Origin of the sequence: Microbulbifer salipaludis (assembly GCF_017303155.1) — a bacterium.
Lineage (GTDB): Bacteria > Pseudomonadota > Gammaproteobacteria > Pseudomonadales > Cellvibrionaceae > Microbulbifer > Microbulbifer salipaludis.
Window position 1 is genome coordinate 1458759 of sequence record NZ_JAEKJR010000002.1, and the last position, 21324, is coordinate 1480082.

16 protein-coding genes and 1 riboswitch are annotated in these 21324 nt (G+C 58.8%); of the genes, 14 read left to right on the forward strand and 2 right to left on the reverse strand.

Translation table 11 applies throughout. The annotated features are described in order from the left end of the window. Positions 1 to 159: 159 nt before the first annotated feature. From JF535_RS11795 to JF535_RS11825, 7 genes are all read left to right on the forward strand, one after another. Positions 160 to 2484 carry a DNA translocase FtsK gene (locus tag JF535_RS11795; protein ID WP_207002328.1) on the forward strand — a complete coding sequence of 775 codons (2325 nt, stop codon included), beginning with the start codon at positions 160 to 162 and terminating at the stop codon, positions 2482 to 2484. A gap of 104 nt (positions 2485 to 2588) precedes the next feature. Beyond that, positions 2589 to 3206, forward strand: a complete 618-nt coding sequence (gene lolA, locus JF535_RS11800; protein ID WP_066964476.1) for an outer membrane lipoprotein periplasmic chaperone LolA — start codon at positions 2589 to 2591, stop codon at positions 3204 to 3206. Beyond that, positions 3199 to 4563 (forward strand): replication-associated recombination protein A, encoded by a 1365-nt coding sequence (locus JF535_RS11805; RefSeq protein ID WP_207002330.1) that lies wholly within the window; start codon positions 3199 to 3201, stop codon positions 4561 to 4563. The genes lolA and JF535_RS11805 overlap by 8 nt, the downstream gene beginning before the upstream one ends. A 41-nt stretch (positions 4564 to 4604) precedes the next feature. After that, positions 4605 to 4979 (forward strand): fluoride efflux transporter CrcB, encoded by a 375-nt coding sequence (gene crcB / locus JF535_RS11810; protein WP_207002332.1) that lies wholly within the window; start codon positions 4605 to 4607, stop codon positions 4977 to 4979. 18 nt (positions 4980 to 4997) lie between these two features. After that, the gene (gene serS / locus JF535_RS11815) at positions 4998 to 6275 is read left to right on the forward strand and encodes a serine--tRNA ligase (protein WP_207002334.1); all 1278 of its coding nucleotides are present in this window, start codon (positions 4998 to 5000) and stop codon (positions 6273 to 6275) included. Positions 6276 to 6293: 18 nt separating this feature from the next. Continuing rightward, complete coding sequence (gene cysG, locus JF535_RS11820) at positions 6294 to 7673, forward strand: siroheme synthase CysG (RefSeq protein ID WP_207002336.1); 1380 nt, start codon at positions 6294 to 6296, stop codon at positions 7671 to 7673. Positions 7674 to 7771: 98 nt separating this feature from the next. After that, entirely contained in the window at positions 7772 to 8035 is a 264-nt protein-coding gene (locus tag JF535_RS11825; protein WP_207002338.1) for a hypothetical protein, read from the forward strand. A gap of 142 nt (positions 8036 to 8177) precedes the next feature. On the opposite strand, the gene JF535_RS11830 is transcribed toward JF535_RS11825, so the two are convergent. Both JF535_RS11830 and JF535_RS11835 read right to left on the reverse strand, forming a co-directional pair. Beyond that, complete coding sequence (locus JF535_RS11830) at positions 8178 to 8783, reverse strand: FMN-dependent NADH-azoreductase (protein ID WP_207002340.1); 606 nt, start codon at positions 8781 to 8783, stop codon at positions 8178 to 8180. A gap of 266 nt (positions 8784 to 9049) precedes the next feature. Next, positions 9050 to 11407: a penicillin acylase family protein gene (locus JF535_RS11835; protein WP_242523807.1), complete on the reverse strand. Its 2358-nt coding sequence runs from the start codon at positions 11405 to 11407 to the stop codon at positions 9050 to 9052. A 332-nt stretch (positions 11408 to 11739) separates the two neighbouring features. Here JF535_RS11835 and JF535_RS11840 point away from each other — a divergent pair, with 332 nt between their 5' ends. From JF535_RS11840 to cobO, 7 genes are all read left to right on the forward strand, one after another. After that, entirely contained in the window at positions 11740 to 14349 is a 2610-nt protein-coding gene (locus JF535_RS11840) for a TonB-dependent receptor (RefSeq protein WP_242523808.1), read from the forward strand. Between the two features lie 182 nt (positions 14350 to 14531). Further along, on the forward strand, positions 14532 to 15944 hold the full coding sequence (gene egtB / locus JF535_RS11845) for an ergothioneine biosynthesis protein EgtB (RefSeq protein WP_207002342.1): 1413 nt from the start codon (positions 14532 to 14534) through the stop codon (positions 15942 to 15944). Positions 15945 to 15949: 5 nt separating this feature from the next. After that, positions 15950 to 16936, forward strand: coding sequence for an L-histidine N(alpha)-methyltransferase (gene egtD, locus JF535_RS11850; protein WP_207003771.1), 987 nt, complete (start codon positions 15950 to 15952; stop codon positions 16934 to 16936). Beyond that, complete coding sequence (locus JF535_RS11855) at positions 16920 to 17435, forward strand: DUF411 domain-containing protein (protein ID WP_207002344.1); 516 nt, start codon at positions 16920 to 16922, stop codon at positions 17433 to 17435. Before egtD ends, JF535_RS11855 begins: the two co-directional genes overlap by 17 nt. A gap of 83 nt (positions 17436 to 17518) precedes the next feature. Then, entirely contained in the window at positions 17519 to 18526 is a 1008-nt protein-coding gene (locus JF535_RS11860; protein ID WP_242523809.1) for a hydrolase, read from the forward strand. Further along, positions 18527 to 18700: riboswitch (cobalamin riboswitch) on the forward strand. A 103-nt stretch (positions 18701 to 18803) separates the two neighbouring features. Continuing rightward, positions 18804 to 20663, forward strand: coding sequence for a TonB-dependent receptor plug domain-containing protein (locus JF535_RS11865; protein WP_207002346.1), 1860 nt, complete (start codon positions 18804 to 18806; stop codon positions 20661 to 20663). Positions 20664 to 20699: 36 nt separating this feature from the next. Next, positions 20700 to 21314, forward strand: coding sequence for a cob(I)yrinic acid a,c-diamide adenosyltransferase (cobO, locus tag JF535_RS11870; RefSeq protein WP_207002348.1), 615 nt, complete (start codon positions 20700 to 20702; stop codon positions 21312 to 21314). Positions 21315 to 21324: the final 10 nt, after the last annotated feature.

Consider the following 21324-nt stretch of genomic DNA (forward strand, 5'->3'; position numbering starts at 1 on the left):
GCAACCTATTGATAATTAACATAAAGTTAACTCCTAAAGTAAATTCTACTATGCGCCTGCGGTAGCATTTGCCCGACGGCTGTAGTACACAGAAGCCTGAAAACGTCGTCACATCTATATAAGAGGCGACTCTACAGAACTTGTTGCCGAGGTAAGCCATTGAAGGCTGATAGCGAAACCGAATCATCACCGGCCATTCCCGACTCCCTGATCGCGAGAATCGTCCGAGAGGGCGCTTTGATCACGCTGCTGGCTGGCGCCTTGCTCGCTGGGATCAGCTTGCTGAGCTATAGCCCGAGTGATCCTGGCTGGTCACATACCGGCAGTGGTGGCGGTGTGGACAATGCCATCGGGCCAACTGGTGCCTGGCTGGCGGACGTCGGCCTGTCTCTGCTTGGCTGGATGGCCTACCTGTTCCCGGTTTTGATTGGCTGGCGGGCATACCGGATTCTGCGGGACAAAAATGCCCGATTTCATGGCCCACTGTTTGCGCTGCGGGTCGGGGGGCTGCTGCTATTGCTGGTGGCCGGCGCTGCGATCGCAACCCTGTGCTTCAGTGAAGCGTCACCGCCGTTGCCATTCTCCAATGGTGGGATTGTCGGTGCGGCGATCTCCAGCTTTATGGAGAAAGGGCTGGGCTACGTAGGTGCGACCATCCTGCTGCTGGCGATGTTTGCGATTGGCGTGACTGTATTTACCGGCATGTCCTGGCTCAAACTGTTTGAAGACATCGGCCGTAGTGTGCTGTTCGTATTCAGCTGGATTGGTACGCGCATGGCGCGGGCACGCAAGCAGCGGGAAGAGCAGCGGGTCGCCCGTGAAGCAGTGGTGGTACGCAAGGCAGCCATTGAAGAGGAAAAGCAGCGTACCGCCAAGCGCCAGCCGCCCCAGATTGCGCAAGCCGCGCCGCCGCCCAAACAGAGCCCGCGTGCAGTGAAAGAAAAACAGGGCGAACTGTTCAAGGGGCCGGTCACCGGTACCTTGCCAGCGCTCTCCCTGCTGGATGCGGCAGACACTAACAAGAAAGCGGGTTTCAGCCGCGAGGCGCTGGAGGCGCTGTCGCGCCTGCTGGAGCTGAAACTCAAGGATTTCGGTGTGGTAGCCGAAGTTGTGTCGGTGCTGCCAGGTCCTGTGGTCACCCGCTTTGAGATTCAGCCCGCGCCCGGGGTGAAAGTCAGCCGTATCACAAACCTGGCCAAGGACCTGGCGCGCTCGCTCGCGGTGATCAGCGTGCGCGTGGTGGAAGTCATTCCCGGCAAGTCGGTGGTGGGTATCGAGATACCCAATGAAAACCGCCAGATCGTGCGACTTTCCGAAGTGATCGGCGCCGAAGTGTACGACAGGGCCAACTCTGCGCTGACCCTGGCGCTGGGCCACGATATCTCCGGTCAGCCGGTGGTGGCGGATCTCGCCAAGATGCCGCACCTGTTGGTGGCCGGTACCACTGGCTCCGGTAAGTCGGTGGGTATCAACGTGATGTTGTTGAGCCTGCTGTACAAGTCCACGCCGGACGAAGTGCGCCTGATCCTGGTGGACCCCAAAATGCTCGAGCTCTCGGTGTATGAGGGCATTCCGCACCTGCTGACGCCGGTCATTACCGATATGAACGATGCGGCCAATGGCTTGCGCTGGTGTGTGGGAGAGATGGAGCGCCGCTACAAACTGATGGCCGCGATGGGTGTGCGGAACCTCGCCGGCTTCAACCGCAAGGTAAAAGAGGCCATTGCCGCGGGTGAGCCGCTGATCGATCCCACCTGGCAGCCAGACCCCATGTCCAGTGTGCCGGAGGCGGAGCAGACCGCGCCGCACCTGAAGCACTTGCCGGCCATCGTGGTGGTCATTGATGAATTTGCCGACATGATGATGATCGTCGGTAAAAAAGTGGAGCAGTTGATCGCGCGGATTGCTCAGAAGGCCCGCGCCGCCGGGATTCACTTGCTGCTGGCCACCCAGCGCCCATCTGTGGACGTGATTACCGGCCTGATCAAGGCCAACGTGCCCACGCGTATGGCGTTCCAGGTCTCGTCGAAAGTGGATTCCCGCACGATTCTCGATCAGGGCGGTGCCGAGCAGCTGCTTGGGCACGGCGATATGCTGTACCTGCCGCCGGGGACCGCGGTGCCTATCCGGGTACACGGGGCCTTTGTGGACGACCATGAGGTGCATCAGGTTGTGGCGGACTGGTGTCGTCGCGGTGAGCCCGAATACATCGACGGTATTGTCGACGACGCCAATAACAGTATCCCGGTACCGGGCATGGCCACCGAGGGCGGCGAGGATGACCCGGAAACGGATGCGCTGTACGACGAGGCCGTTGCCTTTGTGACCAAGTCCCGTAAGGCGTCCATTTCATCTGTGCAACGACAGCTCCGCATCGGCTACAATCGCGCCGCGCGCATGATCGAGGCCATGGAGGCGGCGGGCGTTGTTTCGGCGCAGCAGGCCAATGGCAACCGGGAAGTGCTGGCGCCACCGCCGGCGTGATCCATAGCAACAGTCGGCCAATTTGGGCCCGGTTCAGGCCGGGTTCACCTGTCGCCGACTAGGCTTTAAGTACATTCCCCGGAATCGCAAACTGGAAGGCACATATGAAGCGCACACTGAGTATTTTTCTTCTCGCATTCGGGCTCGGCGCGGGCTCAGCTGGTGTCCAGGCGGATGCCAGTGACGAGCTGAGCCGACTGCTGCAGCCGCTGGGCGCCATCTCGGGCAACTTTCGCCAGACCCTGAAAGACCAGAAGGGAAAAACCCTGCAGAAAAGCAGCGGTAATTTTTCCGTACAGCGCCCGGGCAAACTGCGCTGGCAGACCGGGGAGCCGTTTCCCCAGTTACTGGTGACCAACAACAAGAAGCTGTGGTTGTACGATCCGGATCTGGAGCAGGTCACCATTCGCCCGGTAGACAACCGCATGAAGGAAACCCCGGCGCTGCTGCTTGGTGGCAAGGTCGAGGATATTCGCGGTTCCTTCAGCGTTGAGAGCAAGAAGGGCGCTTATTACCTGACACCAAAACGCGCGTCTGCACCGTTCAAGTCCATGGTCATCCGTTTCGACAAGCGCGGGCTACCGGCGGCCATGACCGTGCGCGATGGCATGGGGCAGACCACCGATATCCGCTTCAATGGGCTGCAGGCGAACCCGAAGTTGTCTTCGCGTATTTTCGACTTCAAGCCACCCAAAGGTACCGACGTTATTCGCGATGAGTGATCTGTTCCAGTCGCCCCCAAGGCATCAGCCACTGGCCGCGCGTATGCGGCCCCAGACTCTGGCCCACTATGTGGGCCAGACGCATTTATTGGGGCCGGGCAAGCCCCTGCGTGAAGCGGTGGAGCGCGGACAACTGCACTCGATGGTGCTGTGGGGGCCGCCGGGAGTCGGCAAAACCACCTTTGCGCGATTGCTGGCGGAAGAGTGCGACGTGCGCTTTGCGACCTTGTCGGCGGTGCTGGCCGGGGTCAAGGAAATTCGCCAGGCCGTGGCCGAAGCCGAGCAGCATGCGGCCCAGTTCGGCCGTGGCACCATCCTGTTCGTCGATGAGGTACACCGCTTCAACAAAGCCCAGCAGGATGCTTTTCTGCCGTACGTGGAGGAGGGTACTGTCACCTTTGTAGGTGCCACCACGGAAAATCCGTCGTTTGAGCTCAACAACGCGCTGCTTTCCCGCTGTCGCGTGTATCTGCTACGCAGTCTTTCCCAGGCTGAGCTGCACGGCCTGTTGCGTCGCGCCTTGTCCGAGGACGAGGAGCTCAAGGCGCGCCGCATCCAATTGACCGACGCGGTGCTCGATAAAATTACCTTGAGTGCAGACGGTGACGCCCGCAGCGCGCTCAACCTGCTGGAAATTGCCTGCGACCTGTCCCGGGAAGAAGATGGAAAGCAGGTGATCGACGAGGCGGTGCTGGCCGAGGTGCTCACCGCCGACGTGCGCCGTTTCGACAAGGGCGGCGACTATTTTTACGACCAGATTTCGGCACTGCACAAAGCCGTACGGGGATCGGACCCGGATGCCGCCCTCTACTGGTTCGCGCGTATGATCGACGGTGGCTGTGACCCGTTATATGTGGCCCGGCGTGTGGTGCGCATGGCCAGTGAAGACATCGGCAACGCGGACCCTCGGGCTTTGCAAATCGCACTGAATGCCTGGGATGTACAGGAGCGGCTTGGCAGCCCGGAAGGAGAGCTGGCGATTGCGCAGGCGGTGGCGTATCTCGCCGTTGCGGCCAAGAGCAACGCGGTGTACAGCGCGTACAAGCGTGTGCTGGCGGATATCCGCCGCGAGCCCAGTTATGAGGTGCCGACGCATCTGCGCAATGCGCCCACCAAATTAGCGAAAGAAATGGCGCATGGTGCCGACTATCGCTATGCCCACGATGAGCCTGACGGCTTTGCGGCGGGTGAGAATTACTTTCCCGAGGCCATTGCCAACCGCCGCTATTACTATCCGGTAACCCGCGGTCTTGAGCTGAAGATCCACGAGAAGCTGGAGCGCTTGCGTGCGCTCAATCAGGCCAGTGACGTTCAGCGCTACACGACCAGCCAACACGCCGCCCCCGAAAAACGCTAGAATCCCCCGCAGTTCATAGTCAGACTTTTCTGGGAGCTCCCATGCAATGGATAGCGATAGCAATTGGCGGTGCCATTGGCGCCATCCTGCGGCATCTGGTCGGGGTCTGGGCCTATCCGGTGTTTGAGAACCGAATCCCCCTGGGTACCTTTATCGTCAATGTGGTGGGCTCCCTGCTCATCGGTTTCGCCTATGTGCTGATTGTCGAGCGGGGCTTGCTGGGGCACGAATGGCGACTGATGATCATGACCGGGTTGTTTGGCGCTCTCACCACCTTCTCTACTTTTTCGCTGGAAACCGTGCTGTTGTGGCACAATGGCCAGCCTTTGACGGCGCTGGCCTATGTGGTTGCCAGCCTCCTGGTCTGTCTGGCTGCTACCGCAGCCGCCATCAGCCTGGGAATGAAATATCTGTAACGCGGTAATTGAAGACACATGCTCGATCCAAAACTGATTCGTAACCACCTCGACGACGTAGCGGCGGCGCTCACCAAGCGCGGCGTGCAACTGGACAAGGCCAAGCTGGAGCAGCTCGAAGAGCAGCGCAAGCAACTGCAGACACGCACTGAATCCCTGCAGAATGAGCGCAACAGCAAATCCAAGAACATCGGCCGCGCTAAGGCCAGCGGCGAGGATATTGCCCCGCTGCTCAAGGAAGTGGAGTCACTCGGTGGCCAGCTGTCCGAAGCCAAGCAGGCGCTCGGTGAGCTGCAGGCGCAGCTGGACGATCTGCTGCTGGCGATCCCCAATCTGCCGGACGAATCGGTACCGGAAGGCAAGGACGAAGACGATAACGTCGAGGTGCGCCAGTGGGGCACCCCGCGCAGTTTCGACTTCACCGTGCGCGACCACGTGGACCTTGGGGGCAGCCTGAATGGCCTTGACTTCGAAGTGGCCAGCAAGATCACCGGCTCCCGCTTTGCGGTCATGACCGGCAAGGTCGCCAAGCTGCACCGTGCTTTGGCACAATTCATGCTGGATCAACACGTAGATGAGCACGGCTATCAGGAAGCCAATGTACCGGTCATCGTGAACAGCGATTCCCTATACGGTACTTCGCAGCTGCCCAAGTTTGCCGAGGATCTGTTCAAGCTGGAGGATGAGCGCGGTTTTTACCTCATTCCCACGGCGGAGGTACCGCTGACCAATCTGTATCGCGATGAGATCGTCGAAGACGCCGCGTCGCTGCCACACAAATTTGTCAGCCACACCAACTGCTTCCGATCAGAGGCCGGCTCCCACGGGCGCGATACTCGCGGGATGATTCGACAGCACCAGTTCGAGAAGGTGGAACTGGTATGGTTCGCACGCCCGGATCAGTCCATGGAAGCGCTTGAAACGCTCACCAGCCATGCAGAAAACATTCTGCAAAAGCTGAACCTGCCATTCCGCACCGTCGTGCTGTGTGGTGGCGATATGGGTTTCGGTGCAACCAAAACCTATGACCTGGAAGTGTGGATCCCGTCGCAGGAGAAATACCGGGAAATTTCATCCTGCTCGCTGATGGGCGATTTCCAGGCGCGGCGTATGAAGGCCCGCTGGCGCAACCCGGAAACCGGAAAGCCAGAGCTGCTGCACACCCTGAATGGATCCGGGTTGGCGGTAGGGCGCACCCTTATCGCGGTGCTCGAGAACTACCAACAGGCCGATGGTAGTATTGAAGTGCCGGAAGTATTGCGCCCCTATATGGGAGGCGCGTCAAAGATCGGCTAAGCAGTATGGAACAAGAACTTGCGTTACCTGCCTCTCGCGTTTGATTTAAGAAATCGCCCCTGCCTGATTGTCGGGGGCGGTACCATCGCCACGCGCAAAGCGCGGCTACTGAGCAAAGCGGAGGCACGGCTGCTTGTTGTGGCTCCGGACATCACCGATGAGCTGCGCCAGCTTGTGATGGGGAGCGGCGGTGAATATATCGTCGGCACTTATCGCAAGGAGCTTCTCGATCGAGCAGAAATCGTCGTTGCCGCAACGGCCGACGAGAACGTCAATGCGCAGGTATCCAAGGATGCCCGCGCGCGCCGTTTGCCGGTCAATGTCGTGGACTCGCCTGCGCTCTGTACCTTCACCTTTCCCTCCATCGTCGAGCGCGGTCCGCTCTCGGTCGGTATTTCCAGTGGCGGCTCCGCCCCGGTGCTTACCCGTATGCTGCGCGCGCAAATCGAGACATTGTTGTCGCCGGGTCTGGGCCTTATTGCCGAGCTTGCCGGCCGCATGCGCGACAAAGTGAAAGCAGCATTGCCGGAAGCCCAGCGCAAGGATTTCTGGCACTGGGTTTTTAACGGCCCGATCGTCGGCGAGATTGAGCGCGGACACAAAAACGAAGCGGAACGGCTGTTGTTGGATGAGCTGCAGCGTTGGGAGCACAGGCCTGCACCGAGCGGTGAAGTGTATCTGGTGGGCGGTGGCCCGGGAGACCCGGACCTGCTCACATTTCGCGCCCTGCGCCTGATGCAGCAAGCGGACGTGGTGTTGTATGACAGGCTGGTTTCCACGGATGTTCTAGAGCTGGTGCGCCGGGACGCCGAGCGCATTTACGTGGGCAAGATGAAGCAGTTCCACTCTGTGCCCCAGGACGACATCAACCAGCTACTGGTGGACCTGGCGAAGGAAGGAAAAAAAGTCCTGCGCCTGAAGGGCGGTGACCCGTTTATGTTTGGGCGCGGTGGTGAGGAGATCGACAAGCTGGCAGAGGCGGGCATCCCGTTCCAGGTTGTGCCCGGTATCACGGCGGCCATTGGCTGTTCGGCGTATTCCGGTATACCGCTTACCCATCGCGACCACGCCCAGTCGGTGCGTTTTATCACTGGCCATCTGAAGCAGGGTGAGCTGGTGCTGCCCTGGCAAGAGTTGATCGTCAAAAGCCAGACCCTGGTGTTTTATATGGGCCTGACGGGCCTGCCCACCATTTCCGAAAAACTGATTGCCCATGGTATGGACGCCGACACGCCCGCCGCATTGGTGGAGAAGGGCACCACACGGGATCAGCGGGTGATTGTTGGCACCCTCGGCACCTTGCCGGCGCTGGCGGAGACCCACAAAGTAGAAGCTCCCGCCCTTACCATCATTGGTGGTGTTGTGAAGCTGCGCGAAAGCCTGGGCTGGTACCAGTAGCTCGAGTACATACTGCAGAAATAACCTTCGGCATCCCGGACCCCTCGACTGGCAAACCCCTATCTATACTGAACAAGGTGTTTGCCAGTGGTGGTTCTATGTTGTGGATGTTGCTTCGTTTTTATTGCACTCTTCTGGTGCGCAGTTTTCTGCCCCGGGAAAGCGAAATCCTGTTGCCGGATGAAAACGACAGTCATCTGCGCCGTTATACACGTAGTTATCGCGTCAAGCGCAACTGGGTCAAAAACCTCTGGATTGGCGCGTCGCTGCTGATGATCTGTTTTCCGCTGCTGCCTTTTGTGCTTGGGCTGGGGCTGCTCACTTCTTTCCTTTCTTTCGCCATCCTCGACGAAACCGCCTGAGCGACCATGGTGCATTCGCTGCAAAGCGAGTACCGCGGGGGGTATCCATTCGTGTGCCAGCGCGGTGCACAAATCCGGGGCACAAAAAAGGGTGACCGCGGTCACCCAAAGCTTACAGGTTTAAACGTCGTAACCGCTGGCATCATGCGAGCTGGGCAAGTTGTTCCCGCGCTGTATTCAGTGCTGCATCCCTGGACTGGTCGCCCATCGCCAAACCTTCCGCGTGGATAAACTCCACCTCTTCAATACCGATAAACCCAAGGAACTGGCGGATGAAGCGGGTTTGCGCATGGTCCTCACCGTACAAGCCACCGCGGGTGATGATGACAGTCGCTCGCTTGCCGGTGAGCAAACCCTGCGGGCCATTTTCTGTGTATCGGAATGTCACTCCAGCCCGGGCAATATGATCAAAATAGGTGTGGAGGCTGGAAGGTACGCTGAAGTTGTACATCGGAATACCGAGTACCAGTGTGTCAGCGGCCTTGATCTCCTCGATCAGGTTGTCTGAAAAATCGACCACGGCTTGCTGCTCGGGGGTGCGTTCTGCGGGGTCGCTGGTAAACGCCTGGAAACGTGCGAGATCCAGGTGGGGAACCGGGTTCGCCGCGAGGTCACGGGTGACAACCTCACCGCCCGGATTGGCGGTGAGCCAACGATCGGCAAACTGATTGATCAGCTGGGTGGATTGACCATCGTTCTGAAACAGGCTGGTCTGAATTTTGAGAAGTTTTCTGGTGGTATTGGTCATCTGTGAGTCTCCAATGAGCGGCTGTTAACCTGATGTGCCCATTGAAGCATTGATGAATTAGACAGAAAATTATAAAAAAACGCTCAAACCTATCTATAAAACCGAAATTTTGTATGCCGAGGCGGTAGATTCATGATTCGAGCGTCCATTGCTACTGCCCTGGGCACCGCGCCATCTGCAACCGCACAAGCAAACAGGAAGTCGGTATAAAAAAACGCGCTCTATGAGCGCGTTTTTCAGTTCCTGCTTGATTGGCAAGTTCCGGCTTAACGCAAGGTCAGCGTGTAACTGGTTGCCTGCTTTTTAAGCGGCGAGGGATTTCCCTCCACCCAGTCTCTGTGGCCATTGCCGAAAAAAGGCGACAACGGGTGGGCGCTCTGTCCCGTCGCCATATGAAAAATCCCGAACTCTTCCCGACCGGGCGCCACCACCATACGCTGGGAAGCCCCATTGGTGGACGACTGGAAGCGGGGCATATGGGAATCCCCGGGCAGGGGGTCCGCCGGCATGGCGGTAAACCAGTTCACGGCGGCGACCGCGCGGCCAAGCGGGTGCTGGATTTTTGCAGCATTTTGTACGCCCCATGTCTGTTGCGAACGGGGCAGGCCGTCTTCCGCCATGTCCTTCAGCACCTTATCCAAGGCGGCAAGCTTGAGGGCATTCCAGGATTCGAATTCTGGATTGAGGAGGTGTGCTGGCTCGTTGGCCAGCATTTCCCAGGCCGGGTACTCGATCTGGCGATTTACCCGGCCGAACTTGAAGTCCGGGTGCTGGCGCTGCATGTAGGTCAGTACCGGCGCAACTGTGAGGTCGATAAAGCGCAGGCGGAAATTGCGCACGATGCGGTAGCCAACGGAATCGGCGCTGGCATGCCCACCCCAGTTGACCACCTGATCGCGGACGTCGTCATAGCCCTGGGTATTGGCGAGTAATTCTTGCAGCTGTGCCTGCCAGCGCTCGAGGAATATGGCGCGGTCGTCGAGCTGCAGGTCCAGCAGATCCTGCTCATTAAAGCGCTGGCGTGCAAACAGCGCATCGCGGATTTGTTGCTGGCGGGCACCGAGTGCGTAGCCGCCATCGCCCATTACACGCAGGAACTCTCCGTCCATGGTGCGCGAGTTGGCGGTCCAGATACGGTGGGAAGGAGGGTTGTAGATGCTGGGGTGTTGCTCGAGAGGCAGGTAGCCGTCCCAGTAGGCGGTGCCATCCGCCCAGCTGACCGAGCGGCTGCCATCGAGCCCCACGCGGCGGGGGATGGGGCCCGCTACCGTCCAGCCAATATTGCCCTCACTGTCACCCAGTACAAAATTCTGGTGGGGAATACCGAATTTCGGGGCCAGATCCATCGCCGCGCGCGTATTGGCCGTAGTTTCCAGCTTGATGATATTGAGGTTGGCGCCGCGCACATCGTGGGCGACCCAGCGGTAGGCGAGGGGGGTGCCTGCGTGGTTTTCACCGATCACGGGCCCCCAAATCGTCTTGCGCACCTCGAGTATTTCCGCAGGCTGTCCGCTGATCGCAATCTCTTCGCGCTCCACCTCAAATGCCATCCAGCCATCGGGCGTACGATATTGTTCGCCGCTGTCGGACACCTCCAGAGGAATCAGGTCTCCCCAGTCTGCGGTGGTGTTGGTAAAGCCCCAGGCCAGCTTGCCATTGCTGCCGGCGACAATGATCGGCCCACCGGGTAATGTGGCGCCGCGCATCTCAAAGTCTGTGCCGGGGACGTTCCAGCCGGCTCGAAACCAGATGTTGGGCACGGTGATTGCCAGGTGCATATCGTCCGCCACGATCGCCGCGCCGTGTTCGGTCAGGGCGCCCCCGACCACCCAGTTGTTGCTGCCGAAGATCATGTCTTCGCTTTCCATCTTGCCGTAAGCCAGTGGCTCCTGAGAATCCACCAGCGCCGCAATATCGGTTTGTGGCAGCGACAACGGCCCACGGGCATCACCCATCAGCGGCGCATCCCACATGCCTCCTTTTGGCACAAAGAACTGATACAGGTCCCCGGGCAGCAATTCCGCCAGTGCGTTGTCTCTGGCTTCAAATTCGCCGGTGTCACTCTGCAGCGTGAGGTACATGCTGAAGATGGTGAGCAGGCTGTCTGCTGGCTCCCAGGGGCGCGGGGTCTGGCGGAGGAGGGTGTACTCCCAGGGGGCGCTGCCCAGTTGTGACAGGCCAAAGTTCACCCCATCCGTATAGCGCTCCACCACCTGTCGGTGCGGCTCTGGCATCGCCGCAATATTGCGTTCGGCACGTGCGCGGAACTGGTGGCGGCGCACGCGGCGGTCGTGGGGCAGGGCCGCAGCCCCAACCAGTGCGGCAAGCTCGCCGGCCGAGTTGCGGCGCAACAGGTCCATCTGGAAGAAGCGCTCCTGAGCATGCAGGAAGCCGAGGGCAAACGCGGAGTCGGTACGGGATTCGGCGTGAATAAAGGCAATCCCCTGGGCATCGCGCTCGATCGTCACCGGTCGTTCGAGTTGACCGGTGGTGAGCTCACCGCTCAACACGGGCAGGCTCTGGCGCAACCAGACCCAGGTGGCCAGTGCCACTAGTGATAAGAGGACAATCACGGCACTGAAGCCGTACAAGGTGCGTTTTGCCCAGGGCGTGCTGTTCATCATCGAGCCACTCTCAACTGCAAAGGGAGGTTGTTATTAAGGGACGCGTCGCCCGCATTGGCCGACCGCTGCAAGCGGCCAGTGTACCAGTCTGACGGGGCTTCAAATGGTTACCGAAGGACTTTATCTGGTCACAAAGCACTACCTAAGGATGATCATCGTGCCATTTTGGCGCACCACTTCACATTAGCGGCCCCCGAAACTGACCGGTCACAATAAAAAGGTCACAACAAGCTTTTCTTGGGCCAAGCGTCCCCGTAAGATGGCCGAACTTGACTATGAATAACGATTCTTTTCCATCACGCTTTTCATATAACTAAAAACGCGAGGACGCGATGATGTACAACGCAGATCTGTCCGGTAAAAACCGGGCCTTCACCCTGTCCACCCTGTCCGCTGCTATAGCGGTAACCACTGCACTCAGCGGCGCCGCCTCTGCGGCAGAGATCGAAGAGGTTGTGGTAACCGCGCAGAAGCGCGCGGAAAACCTGCAGGACGTGCCGATTGCCATTTCTGCCTTTACCGGCGACAGCATGAAGGCCATGGGTGTCAAAAACCTGACCGACCTGGGTAAATTTACCCCGGGCGTTGAAATGAACAATGATACCCCGCTGCAGCCGACCTACAGTGTGCGTGGCATTGAAACCGGCGACTTCACCGTGGGTTCTGACCCCGCGGTAGCGGTTTATGTGGACGGTGTGTACACCGGCCGTGGCGCTGGTGCTGAGATTCCGCTGGCGGACATTGAGCGTGTGGAAGTATTGAAGGGCCCGCAGGGGACCCTGTTTGGCCGCAACGCTACAGGCGGCGCCATCCATATTATTTCCAAGAAGCCGCAGGCCGACGACACTACCGAGCTGAACCTGACCGCGGGTAACTATGGTCGCCAGTCCACCGATCTGCTGCTGAATCGCCAACTGGCCGACAACGTTTACGGTCGCTTCACGGCATCGACCAACCGCCGCGATTCCTTCGCTGATAACCTGGCCAACGACTTCGAAGTCGGCAATATCGACACCCAGACTTATCGCGCGTCGCTGCTGTGGGAACCAACCGCGAATACCGAAGTTCTGGTCCGTGCAGAGTACGGCATCATGGACCAGGGCAGCGCCCTGCGTAGCTCGATTGTGCCTACCCTGCAGGCCGCTGATGGCGGCAGTGACGTGTTTGGTGACTACGCCCTGGACACTCCGACCATCGAGGATCGCGACTCCTGGGGAACCTCCGTCTCCATCGTGCACGACTTCGAAAATGTTACCTTCACCTCCATCACCGCATACCGTGGCTTTGAAGCGCACCTGCAACAGGATGAAGACGGTACCGCCAACCCGGATTACATGTTCGGTTCTGCCAACCTGGATGACCAGACGCAGTTCAGTCAGGAATTCCGCCTGAACGGCGCCACCGATACCCTCAAGTGGACCCTGGGTGCATCCTACTCGCGCGAGCAGCTGGAGCACACCACCGAAGCCTACTTCACCGGTGGCTCTCTCGAGTCTTTTGCGGTGTACAAAGGGCTGCAGTCTGATTCCATGGGTCTTCTGGGCATCCCGCAAGACGTGTTTGACGCCATGCCCACTACCCAGCAGGAAGAGCTGGCCGTGGCTGCCCGTAAGGCTCTGAAGGACTCCGGTCAGGAAGGTGCGGCGGTCACCCAGTTCATGTACGACCTGTTCGTGGCACCGGGCGGCGTTGAAGATCAGCTGTTCACCAGTGTTGGCCTGCCCACTGCATACCAGCTGCAGCGACAGCAGCTGTTGGGCTCCATTTACATGGGCGTAGCGCCGTTTGTTGCCGCTGACACGCCATGGACTGAAACGGTATTCAACGAAGGCGACTACCGCTCTACCGCAATTTACGGCGATGCCACCTGGAGCCTGACGGACAAGTTGGACCTGACGGTGGGCGCGCGCTACACCGCGGATGAAAAAGACTTCTCCATCGTCAGCAGCTATCAGAACACCTTGCCGGTTGCGGATATGGACATTAACGTCATGGACGATAGTGGCAACCCGGTAATCGTACCGGATGGTATGGGCGGTTTCGTTCCATTGACCATCAACCTCTCCCAGATCCCTCTGCGTTTTGGCCTGGCGTTTAACAACAGCGGTAACCCGGACCTGAATGAGCAGCTGAATGACACCTGGAATGATCTGTCCGGACGTGTGGTTCTGGATTACCGTTGGAACGATGACGTAATGACGTTCATCTCCCTGTCTGACGGCTTCAAGGCGGGTGGTTTCAACAGCTTTACCGTTGCCGAAGGTATCGACCCGTCGTTTGACCAGGAGGGTGTGACCAACCTGGAAATCGGCATGAAGAGCAGCCTGTTCGACAACGCCGTACGTTTCAATGCGTCTGTATTCGCATACGACTACAAGAACCTGCAGCAGCTGGACCTGGTGGGCGACCCGATCCCGAATTACTACCTGCGTAACGCCGATGCAAAAGGTAACGGCGCCGAGATGGAGCTGCAGTGGGCGGCTACCGATAGCCTGTTTATTGCCGGCAACTACTCTTACCTGAAGACAGAGTACACTCGCTACCAGATCATCGAATCCATTGGTGAGACCGTCGAGAGAAACTCCCGCGTCGGCCAGCCCCGTGTCGGCACACCGGAGAACAAGTTCAACCTGATGGCCGAGTACACCTTTGATCTGGCCGATGGCGGTGACGTGGTGTTGCGTGGCGATTACAACTGGACCGACGAGCGCGTTGGCTCCATCAGTGATCCCGCACGTGTTATCCCGGATTACCAGCTGATGAACCTGCGTGCTGGCTGGAACAGCGGCTCTGACCGTTACTCTGCCGCCCTGTGGGTGCAGAATGTTACCGATGAGGAGATCGCTGGTGGTTACGGCGGTACCGGTGCAGCAATCGGCGCCAGCCCCGCCTGGCGCTACATGCCGCGCATGTACGGAGCGGACTTCACCGTTCGCTTCTGATCGCGTTAACCATGTGATCACCGGAAAGGGTCGGCAGTTGCCGGCCCTTTTTTTATGTGCGCAAAACCCGAGCACGGGGAAATTGTTGGCGTCAAGTTCAACCGCAAGCCGTCCAGATACATAGGAACGCACCACAATGCATGTATGATCATTAACAGCCAATGCAGTCGACGGACCAGAGAATGATTCTGACTTCAGACACGGATTCGCCGATCTCGCCACATCGACGAGAGGCGCAAGGGGTATCCGACGGGGCAGCCGCAGGTAACGTCGCGGCGGGGATTTCTGAGCACAGTTACTGGCATGAGCCGGAGCGCGAATTATCGATCGATGAGCGCGCCGGACTACTTGGGCGCTATCAAGCCGTGCGCAGCCAGACACTGGTGCTCGCTGACCCACTCAGTGCCGAGGATATGCAGCTCCAGTCGATGCCGGATGCGAGCCCCAGCAAGTGGCACCTGGCCCACACCAGCTGGTTTTTTGAAACCTTCATCCTGCAATCCTCGCTCTCCGATTACCAGCCGTTCCACCCCGCCTATCACACCCTGTTCAATTCCTATTACAACTCCCTGGGAAAACCCTTCTCGCGGCCGCACCGTGGGCTGCTGTCCCGGCCGTCTATTGAAGAGATCTTCAGCTACCGCAGCCGTGTTGATCGGGCCATTGAACAGTGGCTGTGTGAGGAAGAGGTTTCCACTGAGCAGGCAAAATTGCTGATACTGGGGTTGAACCACGAACAGCAGCATCAGGAGCTGCTGCTGACCGATATCAAGCATGCATTTTCCATCAACCCGCTGCTGCCCGCCTACCAGGAGGATGCTGAGGGCGACCGTGCGTCTGAAGACATACCGCCACAGGCGTGGCTCACGGTGCCCGAGGACAACTACACCGTGGGCAGTGATGGGGAAATTTTCTGCTTTGACAACGAGGGGCCGGCCCATCAGCGATTCCAGTCGGCATTCCGTCTGTCATCGCGTCTGGTTACCAACGGCGAATATCTCGAGTTTCTTCAGGAGGGTGGCTATCAAGAGCCACGCCTGTGGCTGTCGGATGGCTGGAGCCGGGTACAGCAAGAGAACGCCCGGGCACCGATCTACTGGACGCAACGGGATGGGGAATGGTTCCAGTTTACCCTCGCCGGTTTACAGCCACTGGATTTGTCTGCACCCGTGTGCCACGTGAACTATTACGAGGCCGATGCCTTTGCCAGTTGGGCCGGGCAACGCCTGCCGACCGAGTTTGAATGGGAGATCGCCGCCTGGCTACATTGTCACAAGGATTCGGCAGGCAATGCCAATATGCTGGAGTCGCAGCAATTCCAGCCTGTTGCCGAATGGGAGGCGGGGGCTGGTGAGGCACAGTTGCTCGGTAACCTCTGGCAGTGGACCTCCAGTGCGTATCTTCCGTATCCGGGCTTTCGTGCGAGCAAAGACGCGGTAGGCGAATACAACGGAAAGTTCATGTGCAATCAGATGGTGTTGCGTGGTGGTTCCTGTGTGACGCCCCGCGATCATATCCGCATCAGCTATCGCAATTTCTTTTATCCGCACCAGGCATGGCAATTCACCGGTGTTCGACTGGCAGGAGATCTATAGTGAACATGGCAGTTCAGGCATCAATCAAGGGAAGGGGCGGGGATCATAGCGCTTTTCAAAATGATCACCGGGAGGCATTCCAGGCTGATGTTCTGGCGGGGCTGTCGGGCAAACAGAAAACCCTGCCGTGCAAATACCTGTACGACGAAGCCGGCTCAAAACTGTTCGAGGCGATTTGCGAGCTGGAGGATTACTACCTGACACGCACCGAGGCGGATATTTTCCACTCCAACCTCGATAGCATGGCGGCATTGTTGGGGCCGTCTGCTGTGCTGGTGGAGCCGGGTGCGGGGAACTGCGAAAAGGCAGAGCCACTGTTGACGGCCATGGATACCCCCCACGCCTTTTACCCACTGGATATCTCTCCGGAAATTCTGCTGAATGCACAGCAACGCATTCAGGCCCGGCTGCCGGATCTCACGGTCACGCCGGTGGTGGGCGACTTTACCTGCGCGCAACCCTGGGGGGAAATCCCTCCGTCGTCGCATAGAAAAGTGATCTTTTTCCCGGGATCGACTATCGGGAATTTTTCGCCCGATAAGGCCAGCACTCTGCTTGCGCAGTTTCGCAGTTACCTGTCTACCGGAGATGGGCTGTTGATTGGCGTTGACCTGGTGAAGGACTCCGTGGTGCTGGAGCGCGCTTATGCCGACAGTGATCATGTCACGGAACGGTTCAACAAGAATCTGTTGTCGCGCATCAATAGTGAGCTGGATGGAAATTTCGACACCGAGGCGTTTGCACATCGCGCCTTCTACCATCCGCATCGGCAGCGGGTGGAGATGCATCTCGTCAGTCTGTGTGACCAGAAAGTACAGGTAGCCGGGCAGACGTTTGACTTCGAGGAAGGCGAGACCATCCATACGGAGAACAGCCACAAATATACCCGGGCAGGGCTGGAGGCTCTGCTGCGGGAGAGCGGTTTCAATCCAACGCAATTCTGGACCGATAATAAACAACACTATGCGATCTATTATGCTGAAACTCTTTGAGCGAAACGGCTCCTATACATTCTGGCGTATTGCAGCCTCGCTCTGCGTCGTCGCTGCGCTGGCGGCCTGCAGTACAACCGATACCCGCCAGGAGCAGGGCGCGGACAGCGAAATCGTGGTTTACAAGTCCCCGTTTTGCCTGTGTTGCAATGACTGGATTACCCATCTGGAGCAGAATGCCTTCACTGTGAGCAGCGAAAATGGCCTGGATACCGCTGCCGTCAAACAGCAGTGGGGCATTCATCCAAGCATGCAGGGCTGCCATACCGGGGTGTGGAATCGGCAGTACGTATTTGAAGGGCATGTGCCGGCGCGCCTGATACGTAAATTCCTTGCCAATCCTCCCGCAAACAGTATTGGCCTCGCTGTACCCGGGATGCCTCAGGGCAGCCCCGGCATGTACCGTGGCAAAAACTTTGCGCCTTATGTGGTGTATGCCATACAGGCCAATGGTGAATACCGTTTCTACGAAAAAGTGACCGCGCCAGAGGCTTCCTGAGCGGCGTTTTTTGTAACTGGTAAAGCGCATAGAGCGCGGTTAGTCTTAACGCCTTTGTGAATCATGCGAAGGGCGTTCCTCCATTGATTATTCCAGCGTTCGAGCCCGCCATCGGGCTCGGCAACTGCCACCTGCAGACCCTGTTTCCCCGATACCACCGACCCAAGCCCTGGATCAAAACGCAGCGCCAGTGGCTGGCTACCCCGGATGGCGACCGCCTGGCTTTGCACACACCGGCACCGTTGCAAAACGATCCACACCGCCCAATCGTCCTGATACTGCACGGCCTTGAAGGGTCGGTGGAGTCTCCGTATGTGCAGGGGCTGATGCAGGCACTTGTGGCAAAGCGCTTCCAGGTTGCGGTCATGCATTTTCGTGGGTGCGGTGGCATCCCCAACCTGCTGCCCAGGGCCTACCACAGCGGCGACACGGGCGATGCCCGCTGGCTCGCCGGCCACCTGCGAGCGCATTTTCCGGCGTCGCTGCTGATGGCGGTGGGGTATTCGCTCGGTGGCAATGTCCTATTGAAGTGGTTGGGGGAAGACGGTACAGGCAGTCCTCTCAGCGCCGCCGTTTCTGTTTCCGCGCCACTTGATCTGCACCTGTCCAGCCGGCGGATGGATACCGGCTTTTCCAAGGTGTACCAGAAGCACCTGTTGACCAGTCTGCGCGAAAGCCTCGGGCGCAAAGCGAAGGACCCGGCGTTGGCCGCCGCAATGCCGCCACTGGGCAATGCCCGTTATTTCGAGAATTTTCGCACCTTCGACCACCACTTTACCGCGCCTCTGCACGGGTTTCGTGGCGTTGACGACTACTACACCCGGGCTTCCAGTCGGCCGTATCTCGCCAGCGTAACCCAACCCACATTATTGATTCATGCAATGGACGATCCTTTTGTGTGCCCGAACGCGGTGCCCACGCCATCGGATGTGAGCGGCGCGGTGACACTCAAGTTAAGCAAGCGGGGCGGGCATGTGGGCTTTGTTGCCGGCAGCCTGTGGCGGCCGGAGTACTGGCTGGAGCAGGCGATCCCGGCGTTCCTGATGGCCCATCGCAACAGCGCTGTTGACTTTCCAGTATCGTTCCCCTAAGTTCGCTGCGCGATCCGAGGTGCCCTCTGCGCGATTCCACTGCTTCGCGGAATCACGCTGAGAGGGTTAAACGGGAAGTCCGGAAATCCGGCGCTGCCCCCGCAACGGTGATCTGCTCCCCCTGGCAACAGGTGGCGCAGTAAGCCCGATACCGGCCTGTGATCGAATCATGATGGAGCGGAGGGCTACCATCCTGCAATACGACCTCTCGCGCCCCGGGCGCGCCGCATTGCTATTCCTCCCTCGATCCCATCCGAATTTTCCGAGGGGTTGAAACTTGAATAAAATTCTATTGAGCTGCGCTGTTGCATCGGCGGTCAGCGTTCCGGCGTTTGCCAACACCATTACCACCAGCACCAGTAGCGAATCCGAACCTGGGATTCCCGATCTGGAAACGATCATTGTCGTGAGCGCCCGACAGGGCGAGCCCCTGCGCCGTGTGGCTACCTCGGTGACGGTCCTGGACGAAGCCGACATCAAGGCCCGCGGCCTTGCCTCGCTGGCCGATGTGTTGCGCAGCGCACCTTCCGTCTCCGTCTCCAACTCCGGAGGAATGGGCAGGGCAACGACTCTGCGCGTACGCGGTGAAGACGGCTTCCGCACCCTGGTGCGTATCGACGGGGTCGAAATCTCCGATCCCACCGGCACCCAGGGCGGTGCCCCAATCCAGCATATTCTGAGCAACGGCCTGGCGCGTGTCGAACTGCTGCGCGGTCCTCAGGGCATGCTCTATGGCGCCGACGCGGGTGGCGTACTGGATATTTCCACGCGCCGTGATGACACCGGGCACAGGATCGATATCGGGGCTGAGGGCGGTAGTTTCGACACCAGACGCTACAATGCGAGCGCCGGCGGTGCTGCCGGAGCGCTGGATTACTTTGTTACCGCCAGCAAAGCCCATACCCGCGGCTTTAACACCAGCACCTTCGATACCGAGCTTCAGGACGACGACGGCTATAACAATACGACCCTGCACGGTCGTGCTGGCTGGAATCTGTCGGAAGAATGGCGCGCTGAAGCCATTGTGCGGGACACCAAAGCCAGCGGCGAATTTGATCGCTGCGGTTGGCCGGTTACCCAGGATGTCTGTACCGAAGACTTCCGCCAGCAAAACACACGGGTCAGCCTCGCTCGGGATAGCGAAGGTGGCCAGCAAACCTTGTCCTATTCCCGTGCCGATTTGAGCCGCACCAACTATGCAGCCGGTGCCGTCTCGTACGATACCGAGGGCGACATACAGACGCTGAACCTGAACGGCTCCGCAGGCCTGGCTGAATCGCAGGCGTTCATTTATGGTCTGGAGCGCCGCGAAGATACTGTGCGCGACCTCAATCGTGATCGCTGGGCGGCATACTCGGAGTATCAGGGCGCTTACGCGGAACAGGTGTTTTTCACCCTGGGCCTGCGCCACGACGATAATTCAGACTTTGGCGGCCACAACAGTTTTCGGGCCAGTACGGCGTACCTGCTCGATTCTTTTGCCCATGGCTCCCTGAAACTGAAGGCGAGCTATGGCACCGGCTTCCGTGCGCCGAGCCTTTTCGAGATCAACTACAACCGCTCGCAAAATAATCCCGATCTGCCACTGCTGGCCCCGGAAGAAAGCCGCGGTGTGGAGTGGGGGATCGAATATTTTGGCGATAACGCGCTGCATCTTGAGTTCGTGCAGTTCGATCAGATCATCGAAAATGAAATCGGTTTTGATCTCGTCGACTATACCGGCTATCTGCAAAGCGGCGGCCGCAGCCATTCCCGCGGTGTGGAACTGATTGCGAACGCCCAGCTGAGTGACACGCTGCGGGTTTCTGCCAATTACACCTACACCGACAGCCAGACCACCAGCGATACGCCGCGGGTGCGACGCCCGAAACAGCTGGCAAACTTTGGGGTTAGCTACCAGCCATCCAGTGCGCTGAGTGTGGCGCTGAACATCCGCTCCAGTGCCGATGCGGTGGATATCGATGGGTCGGCGATGGACGATTACCAGGTGCTGGATGCGAGCCTGCGCTACCGTGTGAGCGCGGCAACGACCGTGTTCTTTCGCGGGGAAAACCTTGCCGACAAGGCGTATTACGAGGTGCCCGGCTATAACACCGCGGGTGCGGCAGGATACGCCGGTGTAGAATTCACGTTTTAACCAGCCCGAAGCACGCTATCCACTGATGAGGTGATCATGTCGGACGACCAGCAGAAAAAAAATACGCGGCACAAAGAAGTCATGCAAAAGCAGAAAGCCAAGGTGGATGCCAATATCGCCGCGGCGGATACCGAGCGTGGTGTCGCAGTTCTGCTCACCGGTAACGGCAAGGGGAAGTCCAGTTCGGCGTTCGGCATGGTCATCCGTGCACTGGGATACGGTCACAAGGTGGGAGTCGTGCAGTTTATCAAAGGGGCGCAGCTCTCCGGTGAGGAACTCTATATCAGGAACCAGTGCCCACAGGTTACGCTTTACCAGATGGGCACCGGCTTTACCTGGGACACCCAGGACCGCACTGGCGACATCGCGGCAGCGGAAAAAACCTGGGCTGAAGCGCGCAAAATGCTCACCGATCCCGGCTACGACCTGGTGGTGCTGGACGAGCTCACTTACATGCTCGCGTACAAATACCTCGATGAACAAATGGTGCTTGATGCAATCGCGCAGCGACCAATGGAGCAGAGTGTGGTCGTCACCGGACGTGGTGGCGGCAGTGCGTTGCAGGCAGTGATGGATACGGTGTCTGAAGTGAAAGACATCAAGCATGCGTTCAAGGCCGGCATCAAAGCCCGAAAAGGCGTGGACTACTAAAAGGTTGAAC

What these genes read in the sequence shown, in the direction of transcription:
- JF535_RS11805 (WP_207002330.1), top strand. Translation starts at nt 3,199, where the DNA reads ATGAGTGATCTGTTCCAGTCGCCCCCAAGGCATCAGCCACTGGCCGCG.
- cobO (WP_207002348.1), top strand. Translation starts at nt 20,700, where the DNA reads ATGTCGGACGACCAGCAGAAAAAAAATACGCGGCACAAAGAAGTCATG.
- crcB (WP_207002332.1), top strand. Translation starts at nt 4,605, where the DNA reads ATGCAATGGATAGCGATAGCAATTGGCGGTGCCATTGGCGCCATCCTG.
- JF535_RS11835 (WP_242523807.1), bottom strand. Translation starts at nt 11,407, where the DNA reads ATGATGAACAGCACGCCCTGGGCAAAACGCACCTTGTACGGCTTCAGT.
- JF535_RS11825 (WP_207002338.1), top strand. Translation starts at nt 7,772, where the DNA reads ATGTTGTGGATGTTGCTTCGTTTTTATTGCACTCTTCTGGTGCGCAGT.
- egtB (WP_207002342.1), top strand. Translation starts at nt 14,532, where the DNA reads ATGATTCTGACTTCAGACACGGATTCGCCGATCTCGCCACATCGACGA.
- egtD (WP_207003771.1), top strand. Translation starts at nt 15,950, where the DNA reads ATGGCAGTTCAGGCATCAATCAAGGGAAGGGGCGGGGATCATAGCGCT.
- lolA (WP_066964476.1), top strand. Translation starts at nt 2,589, where the DNA reads ATGAAGCGCACACTGAGTATTTTTCTTCTCGCATTCGGGCTCGGCGCG.
- JF535_RS11855 (WP_207002344.1), top strand. Translation starts at nt 16,920, where the DNA reads ATGCTGAAACTCTTTGAGCGAAACGGCTCCTATACATTCTGGCGTATT.
- JF535_RS11840 (WP_242523808.1), top strand. Translation starts at nt 11,740, where the DNA reads ATGATGTACAACGCAGATCTGTCCGGTAAAAACCGGGCCTTCACCCTG.
- JF535_RS11830 (WP_207002340.1), bottom strand. Translation starts at nt 8,783, where the DNA reads ATGACCAATACCACCAGAAAACTTCTCAAAATTCAGACCAGCCTGTTT.
- serS (WP_207002334.1), top strand. Translation starts at nt 4,998, where the DNA reads ATGCTCGATCCAAAACTGATTCGTAACCACCTCGACGACGTAGCGGCG.